18 protein-coding genes are annotated in these 22,929 nt (G+C 44.4%); 12 read left to right on the top strand and 6 right to left on the bottom strand.

All coding sequences use genetic code 11. The annotated features are described in order from the left end of the window. Nucleotides 1–45 precede the first annotated feature (45 nt). Nucleotides 46–1,395 carry an MATE family efflux transporter gene (locus tag GT575_RS01750; RefSeq protein ID WP_022217047.1) on the top strand — a complete coding sequence of 450 codons (1,350 nt, stop codon included), beginning with the start codon at nt 46–48 and terminating at the stop codon, nt 1,393–1,395. 89 nt (nt 1,396–1,484) lie between these two features. On the opposite strand, the gene GT575_RS01745 is transcribed toward GT575_RS01750, so the two are convergent. Both GT575_RS01745 and GT575_RS01740 read right to left on the bottom strand, forming a co-directional pair. Further along, nucleotides 1,485–2,387: a BRO-N domain-containing protein gene (locus GT575_RS01745; protein ID WP_022217046.1), complete on the bottom strand. Its 903-nt coding sequence runs from the start codon at nt 2,385–2,387 to the stop codon at nt 1,485–1,487. 18 nt (nt 2,388–2,405) lie between these two features. After that, nucleotides 2,406–3,056 (bottom strand): LexA family protein, encoded by a 651-nt coding sequence (locus GT575_RS01740; RefSeq protein WP_161171363.1) that lies wholly within the window; start codon nt 3,054–3,056, stop codon nt 2,406–2,408. 297 nt (nt 3,057–3,353) lie between these two features. Between GT575_RS01740 and GT575_RS01735 the strand changes: the two genes are divergently transcribed. The 6 genes from GT575_RS01735 to GT575_RS01710 all read left to right on the top strand — a co-directional run bounded on the left by GT575_RS01735 (nt 3,354) and on the right by GT575_RS01710 (nt 9,470). Next, the gene (locus GT575_RS01735; protein WP_071849515.1) at nt 3,354–3,893 is read left to right on the top strand and encodes a DUF4342 domain-containing protein; all 540 of its coding nucleotides are present in this window, start codon (nt 3,354–3,356) and stop codon (nt 3,891–3,893) included. A 296-nt stretch (nt 3,894–4,189) separates the two neighbouring features. Next, nucleotides 4,190–4,867, top strand: coding sequence for a response regulator transcription factor (locus GT575_RS01730; RefSeq protein ID WP_055222256.1), 678 nt, complete (start codon nt 4,190–4,192; stop codon nt 4,865–4,867). 123 nt (nt 4,868–4,990) lie between these two features. Continuing rightward, nucleotides 4,991–6,244 (top strand): sensor histidine kinase, encoded by a 1,254-nt coding sequence (locus GT575_RS01725; RefSeq protein WP_161171362.1) that lies wholly within the window; start codon nt 4,991–4,993, stop codon nt 6,242–6,244. A gap of 89 nt (nt 6,245–6,333) precedes the next feature. After that, complete coding sequence (gene spoIIID / locus GT575_RS01720; protein WP_055222251.1) at nt 6,334–6,591, top strand: sporulation transcriptional regulator SpoIIID; 258 nt, start codon at nt 6,334–6,336, stop codon at nt 6,589–6,591. A gap of 117 nt (nt 6,592–6,708) precedes the next feature. Then, nucleotides 6,709–7,761 (top strand): metallophosphoesterase family protein, encoded by a 1,053-nt coding sequence (locus GT575_RS01715; protein ID WP_022217036.1) that lies wholly within the window; start codon nt 6,709–6,711, stop codon nt 7,759–7,761. Further along, nucleotides 7,761–9,470 (top strand): ATP-binding protein, encoded by a 1,710-nt coding sequence (locus GT575_RS01710; protein WP_015534564.1) that lies wholly within the window; start codon nt 7,761–7,763, stop codon nt 9,468–9,470. Before GT575_RS01715 ends, GT575_RS01710 begins: the two co-directional genes overlap by 1 nt. 105 nt (nt 9,471–9,575) lie before the next feature. On the opposite strand, the gene GT575_RS01705 is transcribed toward GT575_RS01710, so the two are convergent. The 4 genes from GT575_RS01705 to murC form a co-directional block, all read right to left on the bottom strand. Further along, complete coding sequence (locus GT575_RS01705; RefSeq protein WP_015534565.1) at nt 9,576–10,775, bottom strand: ribose-phosphate pyrophosphokinase; 1,200 nt, start codon at nt 10,773–10,775, stop codon at nt 9,576–9,578. A gap of 31 nt (nt 10,776–10,806) precedes the next feature. Beyond that, nucleotides 10,807–11,808 carry an ATP-binding protein gene (locus tag GT575_RS01700; protein ID WP_015534566.1) on the bottom strand — a complete coding sequence of 334 codons (1,002 nt, stop codon included), beginning with the start codon at nt 11,806–11,808 and terminating at the stop codon, nt 10,807–10,809. A gap of 12 nt (nt 11,809–11,820) precedes the next feature. After that, nucleotides 11,821–12,960: a DnaD domain protein gene (locus GT575_RS01695; protein ID WP_055280305.1), complete on the bottom strand. Its 1,140-nt coding sequence runs from the start codon at nt 12,958–12,960 to the stop codon at nt 11,821–11,823. A gap of 281 nt (nt 12,961–13,241) precedes the next feature. Further along, nucleotides 13,242–14,624: a UDP-N-acetylmuramate--L-alanine ligase gene (gene murC, locus GT575_RS01690; RefSeq protein ID WP_015534568.1), complete on the bottom strand. Its 1,383-nt coding sequence runs from the start codon at nt 14,622–14,624 to the stop codon at nt 13,242–13,244. A gap of 334 nt (nt 14,625–14,958) precedes the next feature. On the opposite strand from murC, the gene GT575_RS01685 reads away from it, so the two are divergent. From GT575_RS01685 to GT575_RS01670, 5 genes are all read left to right on the top strand, one after another. After that, nucleotides 14,959–16,413 (top strand): 4Fe-4S dicluster domain-containing protein, encoded by a 1,455-nt coding sequence (locus GT575_RS01685; protein WP_161171361.1) that lies wholly within the window; start codon nt 14,959–14,961, stop codon nt 16,411–16,413. Nucleotides 16,414–16,431: 18 nt separating this feature from the next. Further along, a complete protein-coding gene (locus tag GT575_RS14850; protein WP_165852775.1) occupies nt 16,432–16,590 on the top strand; it encodes a hypothetical protein in 159 nt (52 codons plus the stop codon). Between the two features lie 427 nt (nt 16,591–17,017). After that, nucleotides 17,018–18,694 (top strand): AMP-binding protein, encoded by a 1,677-nt coding sequence (locus GT575_RS01680; RefSeq protein ID WP_015534572.1) that lies wholly within the window; start codon nt 17,018–17,020, stop codon nt 18,692–18,694. 22 nt (nt 18,695–18,716) lie between these two features. Then, nucleotides 18,717–19,169 carry an acyl-CoA thioesterase gene (locus GT575_RS01675; RefSeq protein WP_015534573.1) on the top strand — a complete coding sequence of 151 codons (453 nt, stop codon included), beginning with the start codon at nt 18,717–18,719 and terminating at the stop codon, nt 19,167–19,169. Nucleotides 19,170–19,390: 221 nt separating this feature from the next. Next, nucleotides 19,391–22,402, top strand: a complete 3,012-nt coding sequence (locus GT575_RS01670) for a bifunctional diguanylate cyclase/phosphodiesterase (protein WP_161171360.1) — start codon at nt 19,391–19,393, stop codon at nt 22,400–22,402. Nucleotides 22,403–22,929: the final 527 nt, after the last annotated feature.

Raw genomic sequence — 22,929 nt, 5'->3', positions numbered from 1 at the left:
TTGGCAACTCACCGTCCTATCAATAATGTAAGGAAGGTGTAAGACATGGCTAAGTCCATGGTTTCCGGTAAGCCCCTCAGTCTGATGCTGCAGTTTGCCACCCCGCTCTTGCTCGGCAATCTGCTCCAGCAGACGTACAACATAATAGATGCGGCTATTGTGGGGCAGATACTGGGAGATAAGGCTCTGGCGGGAGTTGGAGCAAGCAGCAGTATACAGTTTCTGGTTCTGGGATTCTGTATGGGCTGTTGCACAGGATTTGGTGTTCCTGTTGCAAAGTTTTTTGGTGCAAATAATCTGCACAAGATGAGAAAGTATATATTTAACGGCGCGGTGCTGACGGGCATCATAGCGTTGATGGTCACGATTGTATGTTCGGTGTGCTGTAATCAGATACTTCATCTGCTTTCGGTTCCGCAGGATATATATGACAAGGCATATGCTTATCTTATAGTTATATTCCTGGGAATTCCGTTCACACTCATGTACAACTATCTGTCAAGTGTGCTCAGGTCTCTGGGAGACAGCAGAACGCCGTTCATGTTTCTGGCGTTCTCGGCAATACTCAACATATTCCTTGACCTGTTCTGTATAGTTGTCCTCAAATGGGACTGCGCCGGTGCGGCTATAGCAACCATCACGGCACAGGCGGTGAGTGGAATATTGTGTCTTGTATATATCTTCAAGAAGGTTCAGATCATGCATCTTGAGGCGGAGGACAGGGAGATAAAGGGATCTGCAGTGAAGGAACTTCTCGTCATGGGAATTCCGACAGGCCTGCAGTTCTCTATAACAGCCATAGGAAGTATGGTCATGCAGTCCGCAAATAACAAGCTGGGCAGCGTGTACGTATCAGGCTTTACAGCCGGTATGAGGATAAAGCAGTTTACTATGTGTCCATTTGACGCATTTGCAACTGCGGCTTCTGTATTCTGCAGCCAGAATCTTGGGGCCGGACAGGCGAAACGTATAAAACAGGGCTTGAGGCAGGCGATAGCAGTCGCAGTGGGATATGGATTGATAGCAGGACTTATCATGATATTCTTTGGCAGACCGCTCTCAATGATATTTGTAAAGAAGAGCGCAGTCGACGTACTTGATGCCTCTGCGAAATACCTCAGATGTATGGGATTCTTCTACTGGAGTCTCGGTATACTGAACGTGGCGCGTATGGTGACACAGGGACTTGGATATTCCGGTCGGGCTATATTCTCAGGTGTTACAGAGATGGCGGCCAGGATCATAGTGAGCCTGGGATTTGTCGGAACATTTGGATTCACAGCCATCTGCTTTGCTGATCAGACGGCATGGGTCACCGCGACCATCTACATATTGCCGACATGTCTCTACTGCGTGAAGAAGTCCACGGCGAAGATTGCTGCGGGAACGGTGTGATATGGAAAAGATAAAAATGCGTATGAATAACCGAGACTGTTGTCTGAGGATTCATACGCATTTTATAGTTGTGACATATTCGGGTTATATTACTTTTCCTTGCTGTCATCAAGCAGCTTGGGAGTGTTGGAGTTTAATGGGGATAGTATGCTGCGCCCTATCTGCTTTTCAAGGGATTCACGTGCATTTCTGGCAATATTGCCACCTTGGATGGTAGCATCTGTGGCCTCGGTTATACCTTGAGGATTAGTTGCCTTTGATATCTCTGTTGTCGATATCTCTGCAAGAGCATTCAGGACAAGCTCTGTGTTAGTCATATTGTCTCTGAGATTTTCTTTTTTCAGCCTTTTAAACTTTTTATATTCCTTCACTGTCTTTCCTGACCATGCGGCAGTAAGTATGTTTGTAAGAGAAGCATACTGTCTGGAATCGGTAATGCCGGCACGTCTCCACTCATTGGTCATATCTTTACGAATCTCTATCCCACGCATACGCTGGGCTATCCATTCTTCAGAATATCCTTTGTTGCGGTATGATTCTATAGCACGATCTATAGCAATCTGAGGATCAACTTCCTCGTCCAGACGTTGTTTGCCTACCATTGCCAGCCATTGCTTGAATGGCTCAGCCTTTTTTGACGGAATGGACTGGATAATTCTCAATAGCCCATGTGTGTTGGTTGCTTGGATTTTACGCATTTTACCATCAGCGGCTATCATTTGAATAGGGGTACAAATTGTACCCCAGTTAGCTGATAATTCTGGGTCGCGGGATCGTAACTTTTTTACATATTGTTTTGGGTCGGAACTATCGGTCAAAACGTCAATTACATCAATTATGGAAAAATACCATTCCTCCTCCTGTGAGTGCCATACTTTTCTGACTTTATCATCATATATAAATTCAAGTTCCTGTTCGCTTAACTCTGGTATATCTGATACCTCAACAGGAACAGTCGAGGAAGTATTCTCATCATATACATAAAAAAGCATAATAATCACTCCAATCCATTAAAATTTTGCCCTTAACTCCACTACCTTACCAATGATCTTGACAGGTTTATTTTTTATGGTTTCATCGTCAAAATAGAGCGGTGCATAGCTGGGGTTGGTGGAAATCAGTTCCAGTCCTTCTTTATATTTTCTCAGGCGTTTGCACACGGCGTATTCACCAGCTATTGTAGCAATAACAGTGTCCCCTGTGTCTGCATCATCCTGTTGACGGACAATTACAACGTCGCCGCTGCTGATCTTGGGTTCCATGCTATCCCCCTTTATTCTAAGAGCGTAGAATTCGCCAGTTTTAGCAAGACTTTCGGGTATTTCTTCTGTATCAATAATCTTTTCGGTTGAACAAAATGTTTTGTCACATGATATATAATCAAATACAGGAATTGCATATGCCTCTGATTTCTTTTGGCTTCTTATGATATCTTTTTCTTCCAGAAGATCAGACCTAGAGCAATTGAAAATAGAGCACATGTGGTCAATTTTGTCCATTCGGGGAGACTTTAGCCCGTTACACCAATTTGACACAGTTGCAGTGCTGACATTCATCTGCTTAGCAAAGGCAGCTTGAGTATATTGATATTTATTAAGAAAAAAGAAAAGATTCTTTGCAAATTGGTCATTCATTCTTCTTTCAAATTCTATATCGGACATAGTAATCAACCTCCTTTTGAACAAATTATACACTTAAAGCTAATTTAATACAATATAAAATAACTATAAGTTAACTTATAGTAAAAAATAACAGCGAGATAAAAAGGGGAACAAACTTTGACATATCCTTCTATTCATTATATAATTAATCTGATTTTAATGTTTCTCATATCTTGGTTTAATCATCGATTAGTATAGTAACAACATCAGTTGATGATATCAGCAACAAGCAATCAGAAAGACGACAGATCGTCGGAAGATGATGTAACCAAGATAAAGAGAAAGGGTGTAATGATTATGGATAAACTTGAAAAGGTAGAAAAGTTAAGAGAAAAGACAGGCGTCAGCTATGAGGATGCGAAGAACGCTCTGGAGGCATGTGATTATGACCTGCTGGATGCGATCATTTATTTGGAGAAGCTGGACAAGGTGAAAGCTCCTGAGGTGGAGAGCTTCACCACGGGTGCAGAGCAGCAGACCTCAACAGAGTTCGAGCAGGCACAGCGGACATATACAAACGACTGCAATAAGGTGACATTTGGACAGATGATGGACAGATTTTTCAAATGGTGCGGCAAGGTGTTAAAGAAGAGTGTGGACAGCACATTCATAGTAGAACGCAAAGGCCAGACCATGATAAACGTTCCAGTGCTGGTGCTTGTGATCGCACTTATACTTGCATTCTGGGTAGTGCTTCCACTTCTTGTGGTAGGTCTCTTCTGTGAGTGCAGGTACCATTTTGAAGGAATCGGCGACATCAACGTAAACCTTAATAGCGCATGTGACAAAATGGCAGACTCAGTTGACAACCTTAAGTCCGACGTCAACAACAAGTAAAAAATGAAAAAAAGAATATCTTTTACCGATATTCTGTTAATTACCAGCTGACATCGTTTGTTGCGAAGAAGGTAATGTCTGTTGGACACATCCCTGCAATGGGTAGCCGTGGCGACTGAGCTTTGGTGCTTCTTGCCGAGGCAGAGACCGCAAACGTCCTTATCGCGGTCGGTGCCGAGTGCAGATAGAAACAAGCCAAAGTGAAGGAAGATAGGCGTAATTGCAGAGGTATATTTCACAGGCTTACTTCAAAACCAAACTATATCAGCGTCAGTCATAAAAGAAAGGAAAAAGATATGGCACAGAAGATTCTCATTGTGGAGGATGAAGAGAAAATTGCAAGATTTGTGGAGCTGGAGCTGCTGCACGAGGGATACGAGGCGGAGAAGGTATTTGATGGAAGAACAGGGTTGGACAAAGCTCTGTCCGGTGGCTTCGACCTCGTGGTGCTGGATGTGATGCTTCCGGGACTCAACGGTCTGGAGGTGCTTCGAAGAATCCGCAAGGAGAGTGATGTGCCGGTCATCATGCTGACCGCGAGAGATGCGGTCATGGACAAGGTATCTGGTCTTGATGCCGGTGCAGACGATTATCTCACCAAGCCATTTGCCATAGAGGAGCTGCTTGCCAGGATAAGGGTTGCGTTGAAGAGACGCGGAGTTGCGGAGGTTCACACACACAGGATAGAGATCCGTGGAGTGTGCATGGACACCGACAGGCATGAGGTTACAGTGTGCGGCGAGATAGTTGAGCTGACAAACAGGGAATTTGAGCTGCTCAGGACGCTCATGGAAAACAAGGACATCGTTATGGACAGGGAAAAGCTGCTGAATGCGGTGTGCGGATATGATTACCTGGGAGAGACCAATATCATAGATGTGTATGTGAGGTATCTGAGAACAAAGATAGATGACAGATTTGGAGTTAAGCTGATCACCACCGTCAGAGGTGTCGGATATGTTATCAAAGAATGACCATTTTGGATGCCAGGATAGAGCAGATAGATATGTGACAAGCCGGATATCGTAGCAGAGCAGACAGATATGTGACAAGCCAGCAACGCATGGCACGGATACGCACAGATAGAGAGAAAATACATGGGAAAGAAAACTAACGAAAACAAAAGAATGTCATCGATAGCCAGAAGGATAAATATGAGCTTCTGGCTCAAAGAACTGGGCAATGTGATACTTATAGATATCGTCATTGCCTTTCTTATTGTAAGTGTATTTGCTGTGTGGGGCAGGAAACAGCTGCCACAGGGCGTGGGTGGAATGAGATATTACGTTGAGAAAAATGAAGATGGCGGAGCGTATGAATATATAATAGAAGGGTCAGATGAGAAGAAGTACAGATATGACGTTAAGATCCTTTGGGATATCATAGAGATTCCGGGCGTTATATTGCTGGGGATGGAGACTATAGTGTTGTTTGTTGCGTTGTTCAGGACAGCGGATGTCAGAAGAAGATTGAAACCGCTGAATGATCTGGCGGTGACGGCGGAAAAACTCAGCAAGGAGCCTATGGATCACAACAAGATAGACGATCTGGAGAAAGCCATATCCCATCTGTCCGCGGATGATGACGAGCAGGTTATACACACCGGAGACAAGGATCTCCAGAGCATAGAGATCGCGCTCAACAATCTGCTCAGAAATATGAAAGAGAATGAGAAACGTCAGATGAGATTCGTGTCGGATGCTTCCCACGAGCTCAGGACGCCTATAGCTGTAATTCAGGGGTATGTAAATATGCTTGACCGCTGGGGTAAGGAGGACGAACAGGTTCTGGAAGAGTCCATAGAGGCGCTGAAAAATGAATCCCAGCACATGAAGGAGCTTGTGGAACAGCTGTTATTCCTTGCAAGGGGCGACAGTGGAAGGCAGCACCTGAACATGGAGAAAACCGATCTCAACCGCATGGTAAGTGAGGTGTGGGAGGAGTCCATGATGATAGACGAGGGCCACAGATATGAGTTCCGTGGTACTGAGAATGAGGCGTGTGTGCTCGGCGATGTGGCGATGATCAAGCAGTCCGTCAGGATATTTGTCCAGAACGCGGCGAAGTATTCTGAACCCGGCACGGCCATAATACTCGGTGTAAAAGAGGAGCCCGGTTATGTCAGTTATATGATAGAGGACGAGGGAACCGGAATGAATCCGGGCGATCTGGCTCATATATTTGACAGATTTTACCGCTCGGATGAGGCCCGGAATAATGAGACCGGAGGTTCAGGTCTTGGCTTGTCCATCGCTAAATGGATAGTTGATGCCCACGGAGGTACCATACAGGTAATATCCAGAGCGGATATAGGTTCGAGATTTATTGTGAGGTTCCCAATATCCAAATAGTATAAAATAAACAAAACTCTGGCTGTTCTTTCATAGCATTCAGATCCCCCGCATAGACTGTAAAAACAGAATATGCGGGGGCTTTTTCTTTGAAGGATTACATAGAAGAGCGGGCAATCGAAGCGGCAAATTATATCATAGACACAAGGGCGACTGTGAGACAGACAGCGGACAAGATGGGTATAAGCAAATCAACGGTGCACAAGGATATAACGGAACGGCTGGTCCGTATAAGACCCATGCTGGCGGCCCAGGCCAGGGTGGTGTTGGATGCCAACAAGGCGGAGAGACATATAAGAGGGGGGCTTGCCACGAGGGAGAAGTATCTGCATGTCACAAAGTTTTAACATAGCTTATGTTGTATTTTTCTCTGATTTGGGTTAAACTTTTGATGATTGTATAATAGTGGACTAAGTGTGGGCTATTAGAAAATGGCAGTTTAACTATAGATTAGAGGTTAGGATATGAGATTTATTCATGTTTCGGATGTGCATTTGGGGATGATTCCTGACAAGGGAAAGCCTTGGAGCGATGTCCGTGCGAAAGAGATAGAAGAGACATTTGACAGGATCCTGGATATTGCGGAGGAGAGAAAGGTAGATCTGCTCCTCATTGCCGGCAATCTGTATCACAGTGCGCCGAAGGCTGCGGATCTTGCAAAGCTTGATGCCAGACTTGCAAAACTTACAAATACAAGAACGGTGATCATTGCGGGCAGTAGTGATTACATTGAAAGTGGATCTCCATCGGAGAATTATGAGTTCACATCGAACACAGTGCTTCTTCCGGCTGGGGAGTTCAGCAATGCGTATTTTGAAGATATAAATACCTGTGTGACCGGTTTCAGCTATGGACAGGCGGAATACACGGAGGATTTCTCAGAGGGGATAGATGCCCAGACGGAAGGCGCTGTCAATATACTTCTCATGCATGGAGGAGATGCCAGCCACAGTCCATTTAATTTCCGAAAGCTGGCTGACACAGGATTTGACTATGTGGCACTCGGACACCTGAGAAAGCCGAAGCACATGGTGAAGAACCGTATGGCATATCCGGGATCGCCGGAGCCTTTGTCACCTTCTGACACAGGAAAGCATGGCTTTATTTATGGACAGATAATAAACGGAGAGACAAGGATAAAGTGGGAGCCTGTTGCCTGCAGGAATTACATCAACCTTGGACTTGAGATAAAGCCGGAATATACTGACAGACAGATCGAGCATGCTGTTCTGAAACAGATCGATAAGATGGGAACGCAGAACATATATCGGGTTATCCTGAAGGGCCAGAAGGGGCGCGGAGTGAGACCTCAGTTTGATGATGTGTCTCAGGATTACAAGATATATGAGGTTGTGGATAATACGATGTTCGAGTACAATGCTGATGGTCTCAAGAGGGACAATGAGCACAATGTACTTGGAAGATTTATCGCTGAGTTGTCCGGTGAGGATGACGAGGTCAGCAAAAAGGCACTTGAATATGGTCTTGAGGCGATCATAGCAACTGGAGAAAAGTAATGTATATAAATAAACTTTTTTTGAAAGAATTTGGAAAATTCAATAACAAAGAAATAAAGCTGGACAAAGGCTTGAATGTGCTCTATGGAGAGCCCGGAGCCGGCAAGAGTACGATCAGGGATTTTGTGTCCGGTATACTGTATGGTATGAATAAAACCAAGGGTCTTGGAGCCCGGGGAGACAATTTTGCATTAAGAAAGCCATCCGGTGGAAATGGATATGCCGGAAAGGCACAGGTGACAAATGCTGGAAAGAGTCATCTTATGGAGAGAAATTTCAACATGTCCACGGACGGTGCAACGCTCACTGATATAGAGAGCGGGAAGGATGAGAGACTTGTGTCTAAGAATTCCTACAGAGGTGTCCTGTTTGATATGGACAAGAGCACATTTGTGGATGCAATGTGTGTTGATCCGCCGGAGGAGATGGGCGGAGATGACAAAGCTTTGTGTGACAGACTCGAGAAGTATCTTCAGAATATGAAGGAGACGGGCTGCAGCGGAATAAACAGAGCAGACGCAGTGGCGTATCTTGAGAACGAAAAGAAGAAATATGACAATCAGAAGTATCTGGTTCAGATAGAAGAGCTGGAAGCCCAGATGGATGAGCTGGGTGAAGTTGATAAGGAGCTTGAAGACATCCGAACTGCCAGACGTGAGGAGCTTGATGCTTATAATATGGAGATCGCACGTTTGAAGAGAGAGGCAAGGCAGCTTGTGAATGAAAAGGATGCTGAGATCCCTGACGATGATGAGGACAGGGAGCGAAGCAGAATATTCCTCGAGGTTGAAGCTATAGATGATGAGGACGAGCTGAAGGAGAAAAAGAAGCAGGAGAAGAAGGACAAGAAGCTGACGGACAATATATTTGTCATAATGGCAACAGGAATACTGGTTGTTGCAGTGGTCATGCTAGTGGTTCACCTTGTTGGTTTTCAGAAGTCCATACAGCAGCTATTCACGATATGTACGATTGCGTTTGTTGCTATAACCATCATAGATGGATTGTTCAGGAAAGGCGCATTTGACGGTGATAAGCTTCCGTCTGAGGAGGAGTTCAGGAGAACCATATATGAGATGGGAAGAGCAACTGAGTCGAGGACGGTTCGCGTTGAGATAGACAGAGCTTTTCAGGAGGAGCATGACAGGAAGCTTGATATGTTCAAGTTCCAGGAGCATGATGCCATAGAGAAGAGGGATGCCTACTATGAACTCAAGGAGAAGAGAGACGCCATATTTGCCGATTATGATGTGCTTGAGACTGAGAAGAAGGCCATAGATAAGGCTATCAATACCATAATGGACATATCGGAGGAGTTCTCAGGACTGTTTGCCGGTATAGACGGCAGAGTATCGGATATTCTTAGCGCACTCTCCGGTGGACAGTATCAGGAGGCAAAGCTCGATGATGAGATGCATGTTGCAGTGAAAAAGAATGACCATTTCTTCAGGGCGGAATTCCTGGGACATGAGGTCGTTCGGCAGGTGTATCTGGCTGTGCGGCTGGCTGTTGCAGAGATACTTAACAACGAGAAAATGCCACTTGTGCTGGACGATGTGATAGATGTGACCGATGAGAGTCAGCTCACGGGAGTGCTCAAGGCGATGAGTATGGTGAACACGGAGCAGACGATATTGCTTACATCCGATAAGGATCTGGTTAACAGACTTGAGGATATGCATATAGCATGCAATGTGGTGACATTGTAGAAAGTTTCTAATAATAAATAATTAAAAGACCTGCGGAAGTTTGCGATACATGGTATGTATCAGGTGAGCTTCCGTAGGTCTTTTTTGTAAGTCTATAATTGTATATTAGTAATTCTCGTAGTTATCTGAGATAGTGTGCTTCTCCTTGTACTCAGCAATTCTCGCACTGATTCTCTCTGATGGATCAAGAAGATCGCTGAGAGATGCATCGTGGTTGAGGTGATCGATAATGAGTGCAATGTACTTGCTCATGTCGGCTGATACATACCAGTCGCGGTCTGCAAGCTCAGGAAGCTGATAAGTGAGGTTGGTTGTGATGACCTTCTCAATGAGACCTTCCTCGTGACACTTGTCAAATACCTCAAGACCCTTGGTGAAGAGACCAAATGTAGCAAGTGCAAATACTCTCTTAGCCTTTCTTGCCTTGAGCTGCTTGGCAACATCTATCATACTCTCGCCTGATGCGATCATGTCGTCGATGATGATAACATCCTTGCCTTCAACTGAATCACCGAGGAACTCATGGGCAACGATAGGATTACGTCCGTCCACAACTCTTGAGTAATCTCTTCTCTTGTAGAACATACCTACATCTACACCGAGAAGGTTAGCGAAGTAGATAGCTCTGTGCATAGCACCCTCGTCAGGTGATATAACCATCATGTGGTCGTTATCTATCTCAAGATCAGGAGTTGATCTAAGAAGTGCCTTTACAAACTGGTAAGTAGGCTTTACGTTCTCGAAACCGCTCTTTGGAATAGCATTTACAACACGTGGGTCGTGAGCGTCAAATGTAACGATGTTGTCTACACCATACTGCTGAAGCTCCTGGAGCATAACTGCACAGTCGAGGGACTCGCGTCCTGATCTCTTGTGCTGACGGCTCTCATACAGGAAAGGCATGATGACAGTGATCTTTCTAGGCTTGTCTGTCATGGCAGAGATGATTCTCTTCAGATCAGCATAGTGATCGTCAGGAGACATTCTCTGAGTCTGGCCACCCATGGTGTATGTGCAGCTATAGTTTCCTACATCAAGCATGATATATATGTCTTTACCGCGGACTGACTCGTTGACAATACCCTTTGCCTCACCTGAACCAAATCTAGGGCAGTCTGCCTTGATAAGGTAAGAGTCCTTCTCGTAACCGTGGAATACGATGCTTGACTTGTTCTCGTTCTGACGGTTCTTTCTCCATTTTACGATATAAGAATCGACCTTCTCTCCGAGAGGTACAATGCTCTTATGAGCAATGATTCCTAAGCTTCCTACAGGTATTGTTTCCAACTTGCTATCGTCTGGCATAATAAAAATCCTCCTAATCTGCTTTCGTTGTCTACCTTTTGTTCCTGGCTATGCTTTTCATTCTTTTTACATAGCGGATGTTATCTCCGTAGAGATTGAAGATGAGATAGCTATCAACTATTCGTGACATGATACGCTCTGTATACCTGTTCTTGAATTCCTGCAGATCAAGATTGGTAGAAATGAGAGTAGACTGTCTCTTGATAGTTCTCGTATTTATAATCTCAAATAACTGAGACAGGACAAATGAGTTGGTGTACTCTGTGCCAAGATCGTCAATTATAAGAAAATCGCAGTTATATATGTAGTCATACAGCATCTTCTGATGCGGTTCATGACCACCCTTTATTATAATGTCCTGTAAGATATTATCAAATAAATTTATCGCCGACAAGTATAAAACTGTATAACCTTTGTCTAAAAGTTCCTTAGCGATACAATTTGTCAGGAAGGTTTTGCCTGTTCCGGTCTCTCCATATATAAGAATGCCCGGTCTGCTGTCCTGAAAATTCTCTGTGAACTGTCTTGATGCAGACAATATGCTCTGTGCATTCTGGTAAGGAGTGTAATTGTAGCCAGCAATGTGTTCATCTCTGTAGAAATCAGGATTGAAGCTGGCAAAATTCTCCGTCTCCAGCACCTTCTCTATGGTGGACTGCTGGTACAACTGGCTGATGACCATGTGTTTCAGACATGAACATGGCTTACCATCTACATATCCGCTGTCTCTGCATGCGGGGCAGTTGTATATCGGTGCCAGATAATCGTCAGGGTATCCGGTCTGTGCCATGAGCTGATGCTTCTCATCGCGGAGAGCGTGGTTCTTCATGGAGAGTGCTTCTTCATCCACTTCCTGATGCAGTATCCTTGCCCTTGATGCCTGGACGGCACTGTGGGCGATGGCATCGTCGATCTCCTTTATACGAGGGATCCTGGCATATACCTCAGCTTTTCTGTTGTCCTGTCTGCGAAGATTGTCCTGTCTGATCCTGCTCAGTCGGGACAAAATATCATCATAATTTATATTGCCCATAATATGTATATATTACCTCTTGTCAAGATTGAGTTCATCTGCAAGCATCTGTTCCAGCTTGTCCAACTGGTTGGACATGTCTGTCTGCTTGAAGTTCGCAAATCCATTCGGATTCCTGGTGGCTGCAGGCTGCGCTGTGGCCGCTGATTTCTTCTTGAGGAACTCCTGATCGAGCAGTTCGACATCCCTAATGGATTGTACACCATTCTTATGCCAGTTTTCAAGAATTCCATTGACATATGCGAAGTTGGCGGACTGTGGCTTGGAGATTATGGCCTTCTCACATGCCAGAAGGATAAGATCCTCTGAGAAATTCATCTCACCTGTCCACGCGTCAATGTATGCGGTCTCTATGCTGGTAGGATTGCTTCTGCGTATTCCGAGTGCAGAGAAGACCTTTCTGTAAAATGGGTTGTAGGCGGAGCTGTCTGCCTTGGCCTTGTCAACCGTGTCGATTCCTTTTTCATACCATGCTATGGCTACGGTCTCCGCATATCTGAAGCTTGCCTTGCCCATGGTCAGACAGTATTCGATCAGATATTCGATGAGCTCCTGGGAGAAGCCAAGCTGGTCGTATATGTATATGAGACTTTCTGATTCAGGCATGGAAAGCGGTCTGCCAAAATATGCCTCTGTCTCAAACATAATATCAGAGAGAACCTCGTCCTCCTGTTTCTTCCTAAGAAATTCTGGTGTAACTGTTATCTTGTCAGGCAGAGTGCGCTCCGGCACCTCGGCCTTGTCTTCGTCTGTGATCGTCGCCGTGATCTCGCTGTTGTTATCGTCATCCCCGGTGGAATAATCCATGCCGAGAATAGAGAGGTCGTCAACTCCGCTGTCGGAGGAGATGCCCTTGTCGTGAAGAGGGAGAAGAGTTATTCCTGTAAGCTCCTTCTTCTTGTTGTAGTTGAGTTTCATAACATCCTGGCTTATCCAGTATTTTATGGCTCTGCAAATATCCTTCTCTGTGAGATTAAAATGATCTGCTATGTTGGCGACAGACACGGGTTTACTGGAAGACATAAGTCTGACCAGATACAGATATACCTTAACAAACTCTCCGCTGGCGGAGGTCATGTAATAGTCTATAAAAAAGTTTGATATAGAGGAATATGTTTCGTTTTTTTCTGTTGTAATAGTAATGTAGCTCATGTCAAAAAACTCCTTGATCATACTCCTGAAATAGCGCATTTCCCTTAGCGCAAATGCATTATAACATGAACTTTTTGGAATGCAAACAGAACATACAGTCGGTTGGGAAAAATGGTGGGGATGTGGATAATGTGGATAATGTGGACGAAAAAGAGACATAAAAATACAAAAGTCATAGTTTAACAGGGCTTTGTAATATTTCTGTAAAAATTATGTCAACAAAAAAATATAAGCTCTGTGGGGAAAACTTTCCCACAGAGCTGTGTGGATAATGTGGATAACTAATTTTTTATCAGGTCATTTCCGATAGAATAGACGTTTCCGGCGCCCATAGTTATCAACAAATCATTTTTTTTGCAATTTTTTAAGAGATAATTTTCTATATCGTCGAAAGATGGAAGATAGAACGCATCAGTACCCGTCTCGGCGATCTTCTCGGCGAGTTGCTTTGCTGAGACAAGTCCGGTATCCTTCTCTCGGGCTGCATAAATATCTGCCACGATGACGTGGTCACATACCTTGAGTGCGTCTACAAACTCATCGAACAGAGCGTAGGTTCTTGAGTAAGTGTGTGGCTGGAATACGCACCACAGTTCGTTGTAGCTTGTGTTCTTTGCTGCCTTCAGTGTGGCTGCTATCTCAGTTGGATGGTGAGCGTAGTCATCCATGACTCTCACGTTGTCGAGGATGGTTCCTTTGTACTCAAAACGTCTCTCGGCACCGACACACTCTGACAGTCCCTGTTTGATGACATCTATGGAGATTCCAAGTTCAAGGGATGCCGCTATGGCTGACAGTGAGTTGTATACGTTGTGCTCACCGAATACCTTGAGAGTTATGTCGGTGATCTCTTTGCCGTCCACAACCAGTGTATAGGTTGGATGGCCGAAGTCATCGAACCGTATATTGTGTGCTGAATATTTGTTCTGTGCGCCCTTTCCAAATGTTACCACGCGGCACTCGAGGTCTCTGACAACGGTATCATAATACTTCATATCGCCGTTCACGATGACCAGGCCCTCCTTTGGAGTCTTGGTGGCAAATACATGGAATGACTCAGCGATCTCATCTATATCCTTGAAGAAATCAAGGTGGTCGGCATCCACGTTCAGTATGATACTGATAAAAGGCTTAAATGCGTGATAGCTGTTGGTGTACTCACATGCCTCTGTTACAAAGTATTCAGATTTGCCTACACGGATATTGCCGCCGATGCTGTCGAGGATTCCTCCGACTGATATGGTAGGATCAGTGTCCGCATCTATGAGGATGTAGGACAGCATGGAAGTCGTTGTTGTCTTGCCGTGGGTTCCACTGACGGCTATGGAATATTTGTAATTCTCCATGATCTGGCCGAGAAGCTGGGCTCTGGTGAGCATAGGAATGTTCTTCTCCACTGCGGCCTTGAACTCTTCATTGTCAGGATGTATGGCTGCTGTGTATACGACCAGATCTATGTTGTCTGTTATGTTAGATGCACACTGACCGATGTTGATAAGCGCTCCCATGTCGGCAAGCTGATCGGTGATTTCGGATGCTTTCATATCTGATCCGGTAACCTTGAATCCGGCCTTCAGAAGTATCTCTGCGAGACCGCTCATGCTTATTCCGCCTATTCCCATGAAATGGACGTTGATTGGCTTTGAAAAATTGATCTTGTACATTTGTATTTCGCCTTCCTTATATAAAAGATTGATTACTATATTTAAAAGTGTTTTTTATTATAGCATAACTGCCCTCAAATGAAAATAAATGGTTTTGGTCAATTGCATAGATTGTTATTGAACGAAAATTATGTTATAAATGGAGGTAGTGTGATGGAAGCTGAGGAGAAAACTGCAAAGCTCATGCGGATCGTAGAGGGCGCAGAAGAGGTAGAGAAGATGGATGCATTGCTCAGCCTGGCTATAACGGGCGGAGATTATAACTGGATCTAAGAGGTATACATATTAGGTATACAGGGGCAAAGATCAATATAATATGAGTAGAGGTTAACATATGATTACAAATGACGCTACATTATTAAAGGTAAAGCACGAGGTGCTTTATGAGGTGGCAAAGCTTGCGTATGAAGGCAGGCTGGATGATGAGAGGGACAATCTTCCATATAAGATGGTTCCCGGTCCACAGCCATTTTTCAGATGTTGTATATACAGAGAGAGGGAGGTCATCAGACAGAGGATCAGACTTGCCGAGGGCAAAGCCCCTGGAACAGAGGATGATGGGAATGTAGTCCAGATCATCAATTCTGCCTGTGAGGGTTGTCCGATCTCACGTTACGTAGTAACTGATAACTGCCAGAAGTGCATGGGAAGAGCGTGCCAGCAGGCGTGCCGTTTCGGTGCCATCAGCATGGGACGTGACAAGTCCTACATCGACCCATCAAAGTGTAAGGAGTGTGGACAGTGTGCCAAAGCATGTCCGTACAATGCCATTGCAGATCTGATGCGTCCATGTATCAAGAGCTGCCCGGTTGGTGCCATATCTGTGGCTGAGAATGGAACAGGTATTGCGGTCATAGACAAGGACAAATGTATAGACTGTGGTTCATGTATCCACAAGTGCCCATTTGGTGCGATCGGATCAAAGTCTTATATAGTAGATATAATAAATGACATGAGAGCCGGCAAGAAGGTATTTGCCATGTTCGCACCTGCCACATACGGACAGTTCGGTGCGGATATCACCATGGCGAGCTGGAGAACAGCCATGAAGAAGATAGGCTTCTACGATGCGGTGGATGTGGGACTTGGTGCCGACATGACAGCCATGGCAGAGGCAAAGGAATGGATGGAGGCCAAGGCAGAGGGCAGGAAGAAGACAACCTCATGCTGTCCTGCATTCAAGCTTCTGGTGGAGAAGCATTTCCCTGAGCTGGCAGACAGGTTATCTGAGACCGTATCACCTATGTGTGCAGTATCGAGATACATCAAGGAGAATTATGAGGATGCCGTGACAGTATTCATAGGCCCTTGTATCGGCAAGAAGGCGGAGAGCGCAGCCGGAGAGAAGGAATCTGCGGACTATGCGCTGACATACGGAGAGATCAGAGCCATGCTGAGAGCAAAGGATGTCAAGCTTGAGCCTGAGGCTGAAGATAACGACCAGTCCACACTGTTCGGCAAGAAATTTGCAAATGCAGGCGGAGTCACAGCGGCAGTCATAGAGAGCATGAAGGAACTCGGCTGCGAGGACGAGGTTAAGGTGTGCAAATGCGATGGAATAGATGCATGTAAGAAGGCACTGACTCTCATGAAGTTCAACAGATTCCAGGATGACTTCATGGAAGGTATGGCGTGTGAAGGTGGCTGCGTGGGCGGCCCTTCAAGACACAGGGATCCGAACATGGCGATGCGTGACAGAAAGGCAGCCCTTGATAATTCTACAGATATCAACATCACAGAGAATCTTGAGAAGCAGGGAGCAGACAAGATTGATATGGTGAGAGATTAGTGCATGGAGGACAAAGACATGACAACAGTTTTGATATTTGTGATATGTGTGCTTATATTTGTGTGCGTATCGGTGGTTACGGCGATACTTGTATACAAGTCACAGATGCGTAAGAAGAAGCTTCAGTGGGACAGCCGGCAGCAGACACAGGATTCCAAGCAGGTACAGGATCAGTAGAGACTGTGATATATAATGAAATAATAAGAAAATTAAGGCGTGCAGCGATGGAGATGAAACTGGACTTATCCGGGGGGATTCATTGCTGTACGCCTTAATTTTATGGATTGAGGGAAAAACCTGTGCAGTCAAAATGTAATACCAATATGTGAAAATAAATTAAAACTTTTATTTTTCTGTTGACATGACAAAGAGATATGATAATATATGGATGTAGTAATCGAAACTACATGTAAAGTTAATTGAAAACGCAAATTAAAGTAATGTTTATTTTGATTGCTAGATAGAAATACGAACTTAGAAGACTTTTTATACTAAGTTAATACATAATGTGATAAAAAACGGCATGTATCGCCGGCGTTAAAAGGCGGAAAAGCCGTTTTACCATATATATTATCAGAACTTATAGTTTATGGAGGAAATTAACATGTCAACAGAAATGAGACCAGAGCAGGGAATAGCAGGAAAGTTTGTGAGGTCAGCTCTTGATGAGAATGGAGTTCTCAGCAAGATTGAGTTCACCAACAGCGAGAATTTCAACTTCGCATACGACGTAATGGATGCTCTGGCAGAGAGGAAGCCTGATCAGACAGCGCTCATCTATGTATCAAAGGATAGAACGATCGAGAAGAAATTCACATTCCAGGATATCAAGGATTATTCCAACAGGGCAGCCAATTACTTCAAGAGCCTGGGCATCAGGAAGGGTGACAAGGTAATGCTCGTGTTAAAGAGACATTATCAGTATTGGTTCACCATGATGGCTCTCCACAAGATCGGTGCCATAGCTATACCGGCGACAAATATATTAAAGGCAACAGATTATCAGTATAGAATTGAGGCAGCAGGCGTATCAGCGGTTGTGTGTACATCAGATGACGGAATCACGGCGTCCATAGATACATTTGCTGATGACAAGCTGACAAAGATCGTTGTAAATCATCCAGTAGAAGGCTGGAACTTCTTCGATGAGGGAATCATGGAGTGCAGCACCGAGTTTCCAAGACCTACAGGCGAGGATGCCGTAGGAGGAAAGGATGATATACTGTTCGTCATGTTCACATCGGGAACAACAGAGCATCCAAAGATGGTTGCACACAATCATCTGTATCCACTTGGACATTACATCACAGCAAAATACTGGCACTGCAACAAACCTGGTGAGGTTCATCTCACAGTTTCAGATACAGGCTGGGGTAAGGCTCTCTGGGGCAAGCTCTACGGACAGTGGCTGTGCGAGGCATGCGTATTCGTATTTGACTTTGATACATTCAGTGCGGACACTATATTCAAGCTTATAGAGAAGTACAATATCTCAACATTCTGTGCACCTCCAACACTGTACAGAATCCTTATCCGTATGGATATGAGTAAGTACAACCTCTCATCCCTCAGATACTGTACAACAGCGGGTGAGGCACTTAACCCTGAGGTATTTGACGTATTCAAGGAGAAGACAGGATTCACTATATATGAAGGATTTGGTCAGACAGAGACGACTCTTACCATTGGTAACCTAGAGAATACTACTCCAAGACCGGGATCAATGGGTAAGGCAAGCCCAATGTATGACGTGAGGATCATGAAGGCAGACGGAACATTTGCTGCACCTGGTGAGACAGGTGAGATCGTCATCAACATCGCAGACGGTGCGCCGGACGGACTGTTCATGGAGTACTACAGGGATCCACAGAGAACAGCCGAGGTTATGCATGACGGCTTCTATCACACAGGTGATACGGCTTACCAGGATGAGGATGGATATTTCTGGTTCGTTGGACGTGTGGATGATATCATCAAGGTTGCAGGCTACAGAGTAGGACCTTTCGAGATAGAGAATGAGATCATGAGAATACCTTATGTCCTTGAGTGTGCAGTTACATCAGTACCTGACAGCACAAGAGGTCAGGCAATAAAGGCCACTATAGTTCTCACAGAGGGTACAGTTGGCGATGAGAACCTCAAGAAGGAGCTCAAGAGATACTTTAAAGAGAACATCGCAAGCTACAAGAGACCTAGAGTTATCGAGTTCGTTGATGAGATGCCAAAGACCATCAGCGGCAAGGTAAGACGTGTTGAGATCAAGGAAAAGGACTGGAAGTAAGTCAGAAATCAGGTGAAGAAAAATGATAGATATGAGTAAGATCAAGCCATATGATAGATCGGTTTATTATTATGAGACGGACAGGATGCAGATAGTACACCACTCCAATTACATCAGATGGATCGAGGAGGCAAGGCTGGACTGGATGAAGCAGATAGGCTGGGATTACAAGTCTATAGAGGATGACGGATATATAATTCCTGTGCTTGGTGTGACGGCTGAGTATAAGAGTATGTGCCACTTCGGCGATGATGTGCTGATACATGTCAGTCTTTCGGAGTATACAGGTGTCCGTGTAGGGTTTTCATATGAGATCGTGGACAAGAAGACAGGCGAGCTTAGAACACTTTGCACAAGCTCACATTGTCTGCTGGATGGCAACAACAAGCTTGTGTTCATCAGAAAGGCATATCCTGAGCATGATAAGCTGTTTAAGGAGCTGCTTGAGGATTACAAGAAACGTCAGAGCAAATAAACAGAGCTGTTGTCTGGTGTATAAATAATTTAATATTGTATTAATTGATGGTTATTAATAGCTGGTAAAATTGTTTGTGTAACTTTTTTATCAGCTATTTTTATCTATTTAGACATGTAATTAGTTAAAACATCCTTTTTATATTATGGCGTAAATGCTATAATGGAAACGGTTGCGTGGGAATATATGGCAGGCTGGATGCTGCTGCAAGGAGGGATCTTTTGAAAGAAGTATCACTTGATAAACAATACTACAAAGAACATATACAGAACATATTATATGATAATTATGTGAAACTGGCGCTGGTCAACATTGATACTGGGGAGTATGTGAGTGTTATCAGTGTGGACAAGAATGCAGATAATTATAAAAGTACCTCTGACGTATCTTCCTATTTTAAAGATAACAAGGGACTGGACTGCTGTCATCCTGATGAAGTCAGAGAATTTGCATATATGTGTGATATGAAGCATGTCAAAGCACTCATAGAAGCCGGAGCCAGATCCATCGTGCGTAATTTCAGGTTCAGATTGAGACTTGGCGAGGACTATGAGTGGGTTTCCATGGATATAGAAGCTGAGAAAGAGCCGAGAGAGGACGGACAATGGGTTGTGTTCGGCATGAGGGCAGTCAGCCTTGACACCCTGGTGCTGGAGGATAGTCTCAGGACACTGACAAGGGTATACAGGCGTATATTCAGGATTGATGTGACGCACAATATTTGCGAGACATTGAGAGGCGGATATATAAGAAGCAGAGATGAGGTTAAGCATGACTGCCTTGGAGATTACATGAAAGACATGACTATGGGTGGTGAGATATTCCCTGACGATGTGGACAGGGTAAGAAAGTGCCTGTCTCCTGAGTTCCTCATAAAATATTTTGCAAATGGACATGACAGATTTACCATTAGATATAAGCGTAAAATGGATATGGTGTACAGATGGGTGATGACAGAGGTCATACCTACTGCTGACTATAGAGATGACAATAAGGTATTCTATCTTTATACGAGGGATATACATGAGGAGTATTCTGAGAGCATAGAGAAACAGGAGCTGTTGGAATTTTACAGTTACAAGGATACACTCACTCGTCTCGGCAATAGAAATGCATTTAACATTCTGTGCGACGCGTATGCAGACCGAAATGATAAGCGGTCGGTCGGATTCGTATTCAACGATGTGAACAAATTGAAGTACGTGAATGATCATTATGGACATAAAGAAGGAGATCTATATCTTCAGAGGGTATCGCAGATGTTGGCACAGCATTTTGGCGAAAATGCATGTTACAGGATAAGTGGCGATGAATTTGTTGTCATCATTATGGATATTGCTGAGCAGTCGTTTAACTCAATGATCGCCAGATATAAAGAGGTAATTGATGAGCAGGAGGAGGCTCCGGTTGCGTTCGGCGCAGTCTGGAAGGCTGAGGCTGATTCCATAGACAAGATAATGAACGAAGCCGAAAGACTGATGTATGAGGATAAGAAGAGATTCTATTCGAAGCATCCTGAGGTCAAGAGGCGCGAGAGCGTGGAGAATGAGGCAAATATAGCTGTAGGAACTACAAAGGATGGAGTCCCGCATTACAGGAATCTTGGAAAGACAGACAGGATATTTGATGCCCTTGCAGCTACAACACTCAGAAATTATATATTTATGGATGATCTCGATACGAATGTTACAAAATGGTCTGCAAGTGCGGTGGATTACTTTGGGCTTCCGGGGCAATACATATATGATACACAGAAAGTGTGGGAGAAGCTTATACATCCAGATGACAGAGCAATATTTGAACAGGATATTACAGAGGTATTTGCGGGGCGCAAAAAGTATCATGATGTAGAATATAGAATGAGAAACAAAAAGGGTGAATATGTGGTCTGCACCTGCAGAGGTTTCATAACCAAGAAAGAAAATGGTGATCCGGAGTTCTTTGTGGGCACTGTCATAAACCACGGTGTCATAGATGGGGTTGATCCGGTGACTAACCTGCACAATCAGCATGAGTATACCAAGTATATATCAATACATTTGAGAAACAAGCAGATGATGAGCATTCTGGCAATAGGAATATCCATGTTCAACAGTATCAATATGATGTATGGATATGCATATGGCAATGCTGTTCTTAAGGATTTTGCCACAAAGCTCAAAAATGTTGTCGGTGGAAAGGGACTCGTGTTCAGACTTGACGGTGCAAAATTTGCGATTTGTTCAAACGTGTATACCAAACAGGAACTCAAAGAGGTATACAGACATGTACAGAATCTTGCACTTGACAATGTAGGTCTGAGTGGCACATCGATCCCGCTTAAATTGTACGGAGGTGGTCTGATATATGACCATGTAGGAGCCGATGAGGATGTGATAAAGAGCAGTGTGGAATATGCCCTGGAGAGATCCAAGGAGGATCATCATGGTGAACTTGTATTCTTCAATGAGGAGATCAAGGACAATGATAGAATGAGACTGCAGCTGTACAGCACAATACACAAATGTGTGGCAAACAACATGGAAGGCTTTTTCATGTGCTATCAGCCTATAGCAAATTCCGAGACGGGACACATAGTAGGTATGGAGGCTCTTCTCAGATGGAAACACAAGGAATTTGGAGTGGTTCCACCGGGAATATTTATACCGTGGCTTGAGATGGAGCCGTGTTTCTTTGAACTTGGCAACTGGATAATAGAGCAGGCACTCACGGATGGTATGGAGGTTCGCAAGATCAGACCTGATTTTGTGGTGAATGTCAATATATCAGCGACTCAGCTTGAGAATCATGGCTTCAGGCAGGCTGTTGTGGATATATTAAAAAAGACGAAGTTCCCTCCTGAGTATTTGTGCATAGAGCTCACAGAGAGATGTAAGAATATGGATATAGCATTTCTGAAAAACGAGCTGGAATATTTCAGGAAACTTGGAATAAAGATCGCTATCGATGATTTTGGAACGGGAAATGCTACCTTAAATCTGCTCACGGAATTACCGATAGATGAGCTTAAGGTCGATATGTCATTTGTCAGGGGAATACAGGAGAGCAAGCCTAATCAGGTCCTTGTACAGGCGGTTGTGTCCTGTGCACATGAACTCGGATACAAGAGCTGCATTGAAGGTGTCGAGGACAAGGCACTGTTCGATTATCTTCATAGGTATGGTTCCACTTACTATCAGGGATATCATTTCTCCAGACCGGTTTGTCTGGAGGATTTTAAGAAGCTTTTGTGACAGACGACCCGCTTGGTAATATATACATCCGCAATCACGCTTGACTTACTGCACTTCGATTGGGTGCTATCTGCATGGTGCTCCGACCGCCAAAAGGGCGTCGGCGGATCTGTGCACCAGCAAGCACCATCGAAGCACAGACGTCTGCGCTAACGATTGTCGGATATATATATTACCAAGCGGGTCTTACGTTGTGTGAGGAAGGACATTTGCGTTATATGCGGTTCCAGCAGCGATAAGGGCGTTGCTGCTTACACCTCGGCAGGAAGCATCGAAGCTTTGTAGTCCGCGCTACCGATTGCAGATATCACAGTACCCCCTTTTCTGGGAATTGGTGTTATTTTAGGTGCTTTTTTGCAAAAAAGATAAAATTTTGTGCTATTTGACTTGCTTGCTTCAGGTTGACATAGAACATGGGCGTTGATAAGATTGGGGTAATTGTGACAATATAATATGTTGGGTGTATAGTCCCGGAGAATTCCGGCGAATGAGACATACCACACACATTGTGGACTGGGCGTATAAGG

Source organism: Coprococcus sp. BIOML-A2 (assembly GCF_009875795.1).
Lineage (GTDB): Bacteria > Bacillota > Clostridia > Lachnospirales > Lachnospiraceae > Coprococcus > Coprococcus aceti.
Note: the sequence above shows the minus strand (reverse complement) of the source record. Positions and strands in the feature narration are given on the sequence as shown.